The 11,283-nt window shown below is 68.5% G+C and carries 9 protein-coding genes and 1 pseudogene; 7 read left to right on the top strand and 3 right to left on the bottom strand.

Annotated features, from left to right (window positions below; all coding sequences use genetic code 11):
- Nucleotides 1-307 (top strand): annotated as a pseudogene (locus AX690_RS23730) (hypothetical protein); the annotation flags it as partial.
- A gap of 349 nt (nt 308-656) precedes the next feature.
- Nucleotides 657-1,088: an Rrf2 family transcriptional regulator gene (locus AX690_RS15140; RefSeq protein WP_066685935.1), complete on the top strand. Its 432-nt coding sequence runs from the start codon at nt 657-659 to the stop codon at nt 1,086-1,088.
- Nucleotides 1,089-1,124: 36 nt separating this feature from the next.
- Here the strand turns inward: AX690_RS15140 and AX690_RS15135 are convergent, their stop codons facing one another.
- From AX690_RS15135 to AX690_RS15125, 3 genes are all read right to left on the bottom strand, one after another.
- Nucleotides 1,125-1,556, bottom strand: coding sequence for a CBS domain-containing protein (locus tag AX690_RS15135; RefSeq protein ID WP_013078241.1), 432 nt, complete (start codon nt 1,554-1,556; stop codon nt 1,125-1,127).
- Nucleotides 1,557-1,611: 55 nt separating this feature from the next.
- Complete coding sequence (locus AX690_RS15130) at nt 1,612-2,265, bottom strand: rhomboid family intramembrane serine protease (RefSeq protein WP_066685938.1); 654 nt, start codon at nt 2,263-2,265, stop codon at nt 1,612-1,614.
- 103 nt (nt 2,266-2,368) lie between these two features.
- A complete protein-coding gene (locus tag AX690_RS15125; RefSeq protein WP_197426875.1) occupies nt 2,369-4,261 on the bottom strand; it encodes a PAS domain-containing hybrid sensor histidine kinase/response regulator in 1,893 nt (630 codons plus the stop codon).
- Nucleotides 4,262-4,486: 225 nt separating this feature from the next.
- Between AX690_RS15125 and AX690_RS15120 the strand changes: the two genes are divergently transcribed.
- The 5 genes from AX690_RS15120 to AX690_RS15100 all read left to right on the top strand — a co-directional run bounded on the left by AX690_RS15120 (nt 4,487) and on the right by AX690_RS15100 (nt 11,281).
- Nucleotides 4,487-6,301 (top strand): ABC-F family ATP-binding cassette domain-containing protein, encoded by a 1,815-nt coding sequence (locus AX690_RS15120; RefSeq protein WP_066685942.1) that lies wholly within the window; start codon nt 4,487-4,489, stop codon nt 6,299-6,301.
- Between the two features lie 341 nt (nt 6,302-6,642).
- Nucleotides 6,643-8,706: an MASE1 domain-containing protein gene (locus AX690_RS15115; RefSeq protein ID WP_066685945.1), complete on the top strand. Its 2,064-nt coding sequence runs from the start codon at nt 6,643-6,645 to the stop codon at nt 8,704-8,706.
- Nucleotides 8,707-8,781: 75 nt separating this feature from the next.
- Nucleotides 8,782-9,780, top strand: coding sequence for an ABC transporter substrate-binding protein (locus tag AX690_RS15110; RefSeq protein WP_066685947.1), 999 nt, complete (start codon nt 8,782-8,784; stop codon nt 9,778-9,780).
- On the top strand, nt 9,777-10,526 hold the full coding sequence (locus AX690_RS15105) for an ABC transporter ATP-binding protein (RefSeq protein WP_066685949.1): 750 nt from the start codon (nt 9,777-9,779) through the stop codon (nt 10,524-10,526). Before AX690_RS15110 ends, AX690_RS15105 begins: the two co-directional genes overlap by 4 nt.
- Nucleotides 10,523-11,281, top strand: a complete 759-nt coding sequence (locus tag AX690_RS15100) for an ABC transporter permease (protein WP_066685951.1) — start codon at nt 10,523-10,525, stop codon at nt 11,279-11,281. Before AX690_RS15105 ends, AX690_RS15100 begins: the two co-directional genes overlap by 4 nt.
- The last annotated feature ends 2 nt before the right edge of the window (nt 11,282-11,283 follow it).

The following is an 11,283-nucleotide window of genomic DNA, read 5'->3' as shown; positions in this document are numbered from 1 at the left end:
CGGTGTCGGCGGAGGCGGCTATCTATCCAACCTCGAATTCCGTGTCAAATCGTTTCTTGAAGAAACTCTCCGACTTTTTCCGCCAGCCAGCCCGGAGGGCTTTCGGCGGAGCCGGCAGCTTCTAAAGAAGTCACCGGAGCCAGTCAAGCATCTTTTTCAAAAGAAAGAGAAGCTCTTCTGGAGTGAAATACTTCAGCAACCTTGCGGAGGCCTCCGTATTTCAGGGAGCGCGGCTTCTAGCGAAACCGAATTCCCAGGTCAACCGCCTCTTTTTCTTTTTCTCCACTTGAGACCGAAGCCACTTTAGAGAGCAAAAGCCATCCGAAGCGCGCCGAGAGGAGCGCCAAGACGTGAAAGAGATTCGATTGAGGCTGCGGAACTTAGCGATATGCCTTCCGAAACGCAAGCCCCGAGAGGCGAAGGTTTCGTCCGACGGCCGCGGCCCCGAAGCGAGGGGCGGCTTCTAGAGGCCCCTCCCCGGCCCGGCAAGCCAGAAATCGCCATTTTATCCCCAGATCGGCCATTCCTCTGTGCATGAACGGCGTCACCCAAGACTTGCATCGCGACGATGCGTCGCTCAGAAGGCTGAACGCTCCCTAAGAGACGCGCCCATAAAGGTCGCGCCCTGGCGCGCTTGAACAAGGTCACCGGCGTCCATGCTGTCCCAGAAGGCGCGCTACGCCCTGCGCGCGATGATCGAACTGGCCCGCGAGAACGGGCAGGTCACGGCCGGCGAACTGGCCGAACGCGCCGACGCGCCCCGCAAGTTCCTGGAGGCGATCCTGCTGTCGCTTTCCCGAGAAGGCCTGGTGATCAGCCGGCGCGGCAAGTTCGGCGGCTACATATTAGGACGCTCGCCCGAGCAGATCAGCTTCGCCGAGATCATCCGGCTGGTCGACGGCCCCCTGGCCCTGACCCCGTGCGTCAGCCGCACGGCCTTCCGGCGCTGCGAGGACTGTCGTGACGTCGCCACCTGCGCCCTGCGCGAAGCTCTTCTGAAGGCGCGCGACGCCACCGCCGCCGTCCTTGAAGGCTATAGCCTGGCCGACGCCGCCCAGGGCGTCGGGGCGGAGATGATCGAGGGCTGAAGCGACAGCCCCCTCTCCTCTATGGAACGCTCGGCGTCAGCCGGCGGCGATATAGGCCTTCAGGCCGTCGGCCTCGGCCAGGGCCTCGTTGATCTTGTGCTTCACGAGGTCGCCGATCGAGATGATGCCCGCCAGGCGCCCGCCCTTCACCACCGGGAGGTGGCGGATCCGGCGATCGGTCATCCGCTCGAGCAGGGCGTCGACCGTCTCATGAGGCTCGGCGAAGATCACCTTGGCGCTCATGCAGCTGGAGATCGGCTTGGTCAGGGCCGCGGCCCCTTCCTTGGCGATCACGCGGACGATGTCGCGCTCGGAGAGGATGCCAACCACGGCCTCGGTCTCGTCGACCACCACCATGGCGCCGACGCGACGGGTGTGCAGAAGGGCGGCCGCGGCGCCGACGGTCTCCTGGGGGGAGGCCGTGAACACCAAATCGCCCTTGTCCTTGAGGATTTGAGAAATCAGCACTGAGCTACCTCCCTTGTTCTTTATGGAACGAGGGTCTCGCAAACAGGCTCCGGGATCAATGGGGATCACGCGGCGCGGGATCGGCGGGTTCGCCCAAAGCCGCGAAGGGCCCGATCAGCAGGACGCCGGCGGCGAAGCCGATCAGGTGGGCCTCCCAGGCGACGCCCGCCCCTCCGCCAGTCAACAGGCCGCCGGCGACGGCCATGACGAGATTGACCACCAGCCAGCCCAGTCCCATCGACAGGACCTGGGGGCCGAACATCGGCCCAAGACCTCCTCGCCCGTCCATGGTGCGCGCCGCCGCGCCCATCAGACCCGACACCGCGCCCGAGGCGCCGACCACCGGCCCGACGCTCTCGGGATGCAGCATCGCATAGCCGAGGCCCGAGACGATCCCGCATGCGAGATAGAAGAGCCAGAAGACCGCGCCGCCGCGCCCGCCCGTTCCGAGCAGTCGAGCCACCGGCGCGCCGAAGGCGATCGCGAAGGCCGCGTTCATGAAGGCGTGCAGCCAGCCGCCATGCACGAACATCATGGTCACGACGCCGGTCCAATGGCCGGCCCAGAAATCCTTGGGGACCAGGGCCAGCGACAGGATCGTCGGCTCGTCCGCCTTCATCAGGAACGCGGTCGGAACCAGGACCGAAGCTGCGGCCAGCAAGGCCGGCCAGGGCGCGTTGAAGATCGGTTCTGGACGTTCACGCGCCATAGCTACTCAATCCTGGACCGGGCGACTGAATCGCGGCCCGCGTCCTTACGACTTATCTAGTGAGGTCCGGCGCCGGCACAAAGCAAAGACGGCGCGGGCCTGATCAGGCCGGGCCGCCGCTGGACCGTGATCGACCATCGCCCGAGCGCCGCGCGCCCCAGCTTGCGACCTTCGCCAGCAGCGCGCGGGCGTCGATGGGCTTGCCGACATGATCGTCCATGCCGCTGGCGCGATAGAAGGCGATCTGGTCGGGCAGGACGTTGGCGGTCAGGGCGATGATCGGCGTCGAGGCCGCCTCCCCCGCAAGATCCCGGATCGCGCGCGTGGCGGCCAGTCCGTCCATGCGGGGCATGTGCACGTCCATCAGCGCGAGATCATAGCCGCCGGCGCCCACCGCCTCGACCGCCGCGACGCCATCGGCGACGGTCTCGACCTGATGGCCTAGCGCTCGGATCAAGGTCCTGATCAGTTCGCGATTGGCGTCGTTGTCGTCGGCGACCAGAATCCGCAGGGCTCTCGCTGGCGCTGGCTGAGCGTCCTCCAAGGCCCTTGCGGGCGCCGCCGCGACGGGAAAGTCCGCCACGCACCAGAACCGCGCGCCCTGTCCCGCGACGCTGTCGACCCCAATCCGGCCGCCCATCAGCGCGATGATCTCCTTGCTGATGGCGAGGCCAAGCCCCGTGCCGCCGAACCGGCGAGAGACGTCGGGGCCAGCCTGGGCGAAGCGATCGAAGACCTGGTCCAGCATCGCGGCCGGAATGCCAACGCCCGTGTCCGAAACCGAAAGCTCGATCCGCTCGACGCCCAGCGCGGCCGCCGGCCGCCGCTCGACGGCCAGGGTGATCCCTCCCGCCTGGGTGAACTTGATCGCGTTGCCCAGGAAGTTGACCAGCACATGGCGCAGCCGCTCAGGATCGCCCTCCAGCCACTGAGGACAGTCGGGACCGATGCGGACCGTCAAGGCGAGCCCTTTGGCCAGGGCCGCCGCCTCGAACATGCCCGCCGCGCGCCGGGCCAGATCCGGCAGGTCGAACGGCTTGCGCTCCAGGTCGACGCCGCCCGCCTCCAGCTTCGAGAAGTCGAGGACGGCGTTCAAGGTCTCCAGCAGCATGGCGCCGGCGTCCTGGATGCGACGCAGATGGCGCTTCTGATCGTCATCGAGGCGCGTGTCCGCCAGCAATTCGGCGAAGCCCAGGATACTGGTCAGCGGCGTCCGAAGCTCATGGCTCATATTGGCCAGAAAGGCTTGGCGAGCCGCGGCCGCGGCCTCGGCCCGCTCGCGCGCGTCGGCGAGGGCGGCCTGGGCCTCGACCTCGTCGGTGATGTCGTTTTCGTTGACCAGGACGCAAGGCTCGCCGGTCATCGGGTCGGGCGTTCGGCGGATCGTGAGGCTGTGCCAGCGCGGGCCGCCGGCCGTGACCACGTGGTAGCCGCCTTCGATCACCTCGGTGTCTGGGAGCGAGCTCCAGAGGATTTGCCCCGCCTCGGCGTCGGCGAAGATATCGGCGAAGCGTGCGTCGCGCGCCGGATAGGCGGCCAGGGCGGCGGGATTGCCGAACAGTCGGCGCCCTTCGGCGTCATAGAGCGTCACCAGCGCGCTGGTGTGGCGCAAAGCTTCGATCGCCCGCTGCTCTTCGGCTTCGGGCTGCAGCCGCACGCCTTCGCACAGAATGGCCGGCCCGCCATCCGGCAGGCTGATCCGCGAGAACATCGTATTGACCGTGACCGCGTCGCCATTGGGATAGAAGGTCCAGCGCTCTTCCACCGCGCCGCCGTTCTCAAGCCGCGCCGCCAGATCGCTCATCCGGGCGCGAACGGCGGGGGACGAGGCGGAGAAGTCGCGGGAGCGCAAGGCTTCGAGGGACGGCGCGCGCCACAGCTCCAGCGCCGCGCGGTTCGCATACAGCGTGCGCTTGCGGACGTCGTCGAAGACCCAGACCGGTCGGCGCAAGGAGTCGAAATCCAGCGCGAGCGACGCCTGGACTTCTGAAGCCACGATGCTGTCAACGCCAGACTTCAAGACAAGTCATTCCGCTTCACGTACGCCAGCTCATAGCAAAGCCGAGTTCTGCGTCACGTTAACGGGGGAAATTTGTCGCACCACGCGACAAGCGGTCCAGGCCCCCCGTGACCGACTGACCGCGATTTGCCGTTTCCTCCGACGCGCGCCTGGGATAGGGCCTCGCCTTCGCGATCCTCCCGCTCCATATCCGTGACGACCATGGCCTCTCCTTCCCGCGCGCCCGTACTCGCCCTCAAGGACGTCCGTCTCGCCGACGGCGCCAAGCCGTTGTTCGACGGCGTCGACCTGGCGCTGGAGCCGCGCGTGCGCGCCTGTCTCGTCGGCCGCAACGGCGCGGGCAAGTCGACCCTGTTGAAAATCCTGGCGGCCCAGGGCGTCGAGGCCGACAGCGGCGAGCGCTCGGTGCAGCCCGGCGCCAAGGTCGTTTATGTCGGCCAGGAGCCGGAGATCACCGGCGAGACCCTGCTGGACTACGCCACGGCCGGCGGCGCCCAGGACTACGAGGCCCAAGCGGCCCTGACCGATTTCGGTCTCGATCCGAACAAGGCCGCCAAGGGCCTGTCCGGCGGCGAGACCCGCCGCGCCGCGCTGGCCCGCGCCTTCGCCGAGCAGCCGGACGTGCTGCTGCTGGACGAGCCGACCAACCACCTCGACATCTTCGCGATCCAGACGCTGGAAGAGGAGTTGGCCGCCTCGAAGTGCGCCGTGCTGATCGTCAGCCATGACCGCGCCTTCCTGAACCGCGTCACCGAGCGCTGCTTCTGGCTGGAGCACCGCAAGATCCGCCGCCTGGACAAGGGCTTCGCCGAGTTCGAGGCCTGGGCGGACAGCGTGATGGCGGCCGAAGCTGAAGAGGCGCGACGGCTGGACAAGGTGCTGGAGCGCGAGAACGCCTGGCTGGCGCGTGGCGTCCAGGGTCGCCGGGCCCGCAATGAGGGCCGCCGCCGCGCGCTGCTGGCCCTTCGCGCCGAGAAGAAGGACCGCCAGAGCGATCAACGCGGAACCATGACCATGGCGGTCGAGTCCGCCGGGATCTCGGGCAAGCGCGTGGTCGAGGCCAAGGGCGTCACCAAGCGCTTTGGCGAGCGGACCATTGTCGAGAACTTCTCGACCCGCATCCTGCGCGGCGACCGCGTGGCGCTGGTCGGTCCCAACGGCGCGGGCAAGACCACCCTGGTCAAGCTGCTGCTGGGCGAGCTGCCCCTGGACGCCGGCTCGGTGCAGCTCGGGGCCAATCTCGAGGTCTCGTACATCGACCAGGCGCGCATGGCGCTGTCGGACAAGATCACCGTCTGGGACTTCCTGACGCCGGGCGGCGGCGACTCCATCGTCGTGCGCGGCCAGTCCAAGCACGTCGCCGGCTACGCCAAGGAGTTCCTGTTCACCGACGCCCAGCTGCGCCAGCCGGTGACCAGCCTGTCGGGCGGTGAGCGTAACCGCCTGCTGCTGGCGCGAGCCCTGGCCAATCCGACCAACCTGATGGTGCTGGACGAGCCGACCAACGACCTCGACATGGACACGCTGGACCTGCTGGAGGACCTGCTGGCCGATTTCGAGGGAACCCTCATCCTGGTCAGCCACGACCGCGACTTCATCGACCGCCTGGCCACCTCGACCATCGCGCTGGACGGCCGGGGCAAGATCGTCGAGACGCCCGGCGGCTGGAGCGACCTGATGGACCAGAACCCCGGCTTCTTCAGCGCCGTCCGCAAGCCGATTTCCGCCTCCGCGCCCAAGGCCGCCCTGGCCGCGCCGCCGCCTCCGAAAAAAAGCGTGAAGCTTTCATACAAGGACCAGAGGCGTCTGGAGGAATGCGAAGCCCTGATCGCCAAGAGTCCGGCGATCATCGCCAAGCTAGAGGAAACGCTGGCGGACCCTAACCTCTACAGCCGCGATCCGACGACATTCGACAAAACCATGAAGGCTCTGGACAAGGCGCGCGCCGATCTTGAACAAGCCGAGATGGACTGGCTTGAACTCGAAGAGAAAAAAGAGAGCCTGTCGGCAAGCTGATCCCATATATTGCTGCGCGACGTCTTAACCACTCTCCATCACGACCTGATACGACTATAGCCCTCTTGAATTACGCCGTGCGGCATGCATTGTCGTCGCGACCCATTACACGGGCGGGACGGGGACGATATCGTCAGGAAGTGGCGGCCGCGGAGGCGTCCTGCGGCCAAACGACACATCCCTCGATAAGCAAGCCCCCCCTCGTCTAGCAGGCGTATTGAATGGTCGCGTCGCCGCCCCCCTTGAGCGGGAAGGCCGGCGAACGTCGGACTCGCGCGACGCGGATCCGACGTGATCAGACATTGCCGCCAAGTCGCGGCGGTTTGGGGGACGAAACGCGTATGCCGCAGAGGCTGGCGCAGCATGAGCGTAAGAGGCAGGCGGCTTTGCTGCAGGGCCTTTCCGTCGCCCTGATCGGCGGTCTGTTCTTCAGCGAGTTCCTGACCCGGACGCTGCTGGGCGTCGCCGCCTTCTGGCCGGCCAACGCCCTGCTGGCGGCGGGGCTGGTGGTTCTGACGCCCCAGCGCCGGCTAACCCTGGGCGGCGTCTTCGTGACCTTCCACATGGCGGCCGATCTTCTCGTCGGCGACAGCCTGACCCGCGCCCTGCTCTATACCACGATCGATACGCTGGAGGGCGTCGCGGTCTGGTGGGTCTGCGTTCGCTTCTGGGGACGCATGCCGCGGGTTCGGACCATGCGGGCCCTGGCGGCGCTGCCCGCCGTGACGACGCCGATCTCCGCGGTCTCGGCCGCGATCTGCGCGTCGATCCTGTCGCTGTTCTTCGGCGAGCCCCTGCTGAAGACCTGGATCGACTGGTTCCTGCGCGGAGCGCTGGGCTTGGCGGTCGTGTTGCCGACGGCGCTGGTGCTGATCGACGCCCAACATCGACGGGCCTATCGCATCTCGTTGCGAGAGCAGGGCGCGCTGCTGTTCGCGGTGGCGGCCGTCACCCTGCTCTGCGCGCACCCCCTGTCCGGCGCGCCCCCCTTCTTGATCTTCCCGGTCGCCCTGCTGGCCGCCTATCGCCTCGGCGCGCGGGGCGCGGCCATGGCCTCACTGATCGTGGCCCTGATCACCCTGCCGATCGCCATGTCGGGCGCTTCACCGCGCTTCAACGCGATCCTTGGCCCGACAGCGCAGGCGCGAACGATCCAGATCTTCATCGCGGTGCTCTTCTACACCTGCATGGCCGCCAGCCTGGTCCTGGCGCAACAGGATCGCCTGAAGCGCATGCTGCAGCGGCGCGAGCAACTGACCCGCGTCGCCCGCGCCCGCGCCCTGGCCGCCACCCAGGCCAAGACCGAGTTCCTGGCCACGATGAGCCACGAGATCCGCACGCCTTTGAACAGCGTGCTCGGCTTCGCCCAGCTGCTGGCCAAGCGCGACGACCTCTCGCCCGACGCCCGACGCCAGGTGAACCTGATCGACAGCGCCGGCGCGGCCCTGGTCACCGTGCTGGACGACATCCTGGATCTGTCCCGCGTCGAGACCGGCCACATCGAGTTGCAGCTCCAGCCAACCTGCGCGGCCGACCTGGTGCGCGAGACCGCGGCGATGATGGCGCCGGAAATCCGCGCCAAGGGCCTGGAGCTCGATGTCGACATCATCGATCCGGACCACCGGCGCCACGCTCTGGACGCCGACCGCCTGCGCCAGGTGCTGATCAACCTGCTCAATAACGCCGTCAGGTTCACCGACCAGGGACGCATTTCCGTGCGGCTGATGATCGAGGCCGTCGCCGCCGGCGACAGGCTTCGCTTCGAGATCATGGACACCGGCGTCGGCATCGCCCTGGAGAAGCAGGCCCTGCTGTTCCAGCGCGCCTCCGCGGACGTGGCGCTGAGCCGGATGCCCGCCGGGACTGGGCTGGGCCTGGCGATCTGTCGCGCGCTGGTCGACGCCATGGGCGGCAAGATCGGCGTCGACAGCGTGCCCGGGCGCGGCTCTTGCTTCTGGTTCGAACTGACGGCCAAGCCGGTGGAGCGCGCGGCTTCGCCCGCGCCGACGCCCGCCGCTCGGAACGCGGCGGGTCGGATCCTGGTCGTCGACGATCATCCGATCAATCTAGAGATCGCCGCCACCCTGATGAGCATGGCCGGCTATGACGTCGACCAGGCCGAAAGCGGCGGCCAAGCGATCGAGCGCGCGCGCAAGACGCCCTATGACCTCATCCTGATGGACATGCACATGCCGGAGATGGACGGCCTGCAGGCGACGCGCGCGATCCGCGCCCTGCCCGGCGCCTTCGGCGCCGCGCCGATCATCGCCATGAGCGCCGACGCCCTGCCGACCCAGGTGGAGCGCTGCTACGCCGCTGGCATGGTCGATCACATCCCCAAGCCGGTCCAGCGCGAGGCGCTGTACGCCAAGGTCGAACGCTGGCGGCGCAAGCCCGCCGCCTGATCTCGTTCGCCTTCGCGCTTGGAAGTCGGCCGGCTCGCCCCTAACTTCACCGCGAACCGTGGGGAGAGCCGCTCGATGCGCCGTCGCGCCTTTGTCGTCCTGGGGGCCGCCTTAAGCCTCGCCGCCCTGACCGCCTGCTCTCCCGCGCCCAGCAAGGACGCCGCGCCGGCCGGCGTCACCAAGCTGAAACTGGCGACCGACTGGCGGGCGGAGGCCGAGCTGGGCGGCTACTACCAGGCTCTGGCCACCGGCGAGTACAAGAAGCGCGGCCTGGACGTGACCCTGATTCAGGGCGGCCCGGCCGTGAACGTGCCCCAGCTCTTGGCCACCGGCGCGGTCGATGTCGGCGTCGGCTCCAACAGCTTCATCGTCATGAACCTGGCCAAGGAGGGCGCGCCGGTGAAGGCCGTCGCCGCCTTCATGCAGAAGGACCCCCAGGTCCTGATCGCCCACCCAGGCCAGGGGATCCATTCGATCGCAGACATGAAGGGTCGCCCGATCCTGCTGGCCGACGCCTCGATCACCGCCTTCTGGGTCTGGCTGAAGGCCAAGTACGGCTTCGGCGACGACCAGGTGCGCAAGTACAACTATTCCAGCGCGCCATTCCTGGCCGACAAGCGCGTGATCCAGCAGGGCTACGCCACCAGCGAGCCCTACCTGATCGAGAAGGAAGGCAAAATCAAACCCGAGGTCTTCCTGCTGGCCGACAGCGGCTACCCGGCCTACGCCTCGATGGCCCTGGTCCCCGACAGCCTGATCGCCAAGAACCCGGCGGCCGTGCGGGCCTTCGTCGAGGCGACCGCCGCCGGCTGGACGTCGTATCTCTACGGCGATCCCAAGCGCGGGGACGCGGCGATCCTGAAGGACAATCCGGAAATGACCCAGGACGTGCTGGACCAGGCCCGCGAGAAGATGCGGTCCTACGGCATCGTCGGCAAGGACGGCGAGATCGGCCAGATGAGCGACGCTCGCTGGGCCGAGTTCTTCAAGGTCGCCTCCGAGCAAGGCGTCTATCCGAAGACCATGGACTACAAGAAGGCCTACACCCTTCAGTTCCTGCCCAAGGGCCAATGACCGACACGATCGCCAGCCTCGTCGGCGTCGAGGTCGACTACGCTCGGGGTCGCGCCCTCGGCCCCATCGACCTGACCCTCGCGCCCGGCGAGATCGTCGCCCTCGTCGGCCCCTCCGGCTGCGGCAAGTCCACGGCGCTGCGCCTGCTGGCGGGCCTGGAAGCGCCCACGCGCGGCGGCGTGGCGCGCGCCGCCGGCAAGGGCGAGACCTCGGTCGTGTTCCAGTCCCCCACCCTGGCGCCGTGGCTCCCGGCGCGAGACAACGTCGCCCTGCCGCTGGAGCTGACGGGCCTCGCCAAGAAGGACGCCCTCGCGGCCGCCGACGAAGCCCTCCGCAAGGTTGGTCTGGGCCAAGCGCTGTCCGCCCGCCCCGCGCAGCTGTCGGGCGGCATGGCCATGCGCGCCTCTTTGGCCCGCGCGCTGGTGACCCGCCCCCGCCTGCTGCTGCTGGACGAGCCGTTCGCGGCGCTGGACGAGATCACCCGCCGCGCCCTCGCCGACGACGTCCTGGCCCTGGCCGCCGAGCTGTCGCCGGCCGTGGTCTTCGTCACGCACAATGTCGAGGAAGCCGTCTACATGGCCCGCCGCGTCGTGGTGATGACGCCCGGCCCCGGCCGCATCGCCGGCGAGATCGCCATCGACGGCCCGACCGTGCGCCCGCCCGGCTTCCGCACCACGGAGGCTTTCCGCGCGGCGGCCGAGGCGGTCTCGACCCTGCTGGCCCGCGCCACGGAGGCGGCGGCGTGAAGCGGATCCTCGCCCCGCTGATCCTGGTCGCCGCCCTGCTGGGCGGGTGGGAGGTCGCCTGCCGGGCCCTGGCCGTCCCCCCCTATCTGCTGCCCGCGCCCAGCGCGATCGGCGCGGCGTTCCTGGAGTCCTGGCCGCTGTTGCTGAGCTCGGCCTGGGCGACCCTGTCGACGGCCCTGATCGCGCTCGTGATCGCCAGCGTCGTCGCCTGCGCCCTGGCCTTGGCGGTCAGCCTGAACAGCCTGCTGGAGGACGCCGTCCGGCCGATCGCCGTCACCTTGCAGGTCACCCCGCTGGTCGCGATCGCGCCGCTGGTGACGATCTGGGCCGGCATCGAGCATCCCGGCCGCGCGGTGACGGGCCTGGCCGCGGTGGTGGCGTTCTTCCCGATCTTCTCGGGCGCCCTGACCGGCCTGAAAGCCGTCGATCCCGATCTTAGCCGCCTGTTCGACCTCTACGGCGCGACGCCGCTGCAGCGCCTGGTCCGCCTGCGCCTGCCGTCGGCCGTTCCCGCCCTGCTGGAGGGCCACAAGGTGGCGGCGGGCCTGGCGGTGATCGGGGCCGTGGTGGCCGAGTTCGTGGCGGGGTCCGGCGGGGCCCAGGGTCTGGCCTGGCGCATCCTCGAAGCCTACAACCGCCTGCAGACGGCCAAGGTTTTCGCCGCCCTCGTCGCCCTGGCCATCCTGGGCGTGGGACTGAACGCGGCGATGGAGATCATCGAGCGTCGACTTCTCAACACTTGGCGCGGTCGTTAGGC

Source organism: Caulobacter sp. CCH9-E1 (assembly GCF_001556515.1).
Taxonomy (GTDB): Bacteria; Pseudomonadota; Alphaproteobacteria; order Caulobacterales; family Caulobacteraceae; genus Caulobacter.
This window is presented reverse-complemented; position numbering and strand designations above follow the sequence as displayed.

Bases quoted from the DNA above. Each gene is read 5' to 3' on its own strand.
- AX690_RS15140 (WP_066685935.1), top strand. From the start codon at position 657: ATGCTGTCCCAGAAGGCGCGCTACGCCCTGCGCGCGATGATCGAACTG.
- AX690_RS15130 (WP_066685938.1), bottom strand. From the start codon at position 2,265: ATGGCGCGTGAACGTCCAGAACCGATCTTCAACGCGCCCTGGCCGGCC.
- AX690_RS15120 (WP_066685942.1), top strand. From the start codon at position 4,487: ATGGCCTCTCCTTCCCGCGCGCCCGTACTCGCCCTCAAGGACGTCCGT.
- AX690_RS15115 (WP_066685945.1), top strand. From the start codon at position 6,643: ATGCCGCAGAGGCTGGCGCAGCATGAGCGTAAGAGGCAGGCGGCTTTG.
- AX690_RS15110 (WP_066685947.1), top strand. From the start codon at position 8,782: ATGCGCCGTCGCGCCTTTGTCGTCCTGGGGGCCGCCTTAAGCCTCGCC.
- AX690_RS15105 (WP_066685949.1), top strand. From the start codon at position 9,777: ATGACCGACACGATCGCCAGCCTCGTCGGCGTCGAGGTCGACTACGCT.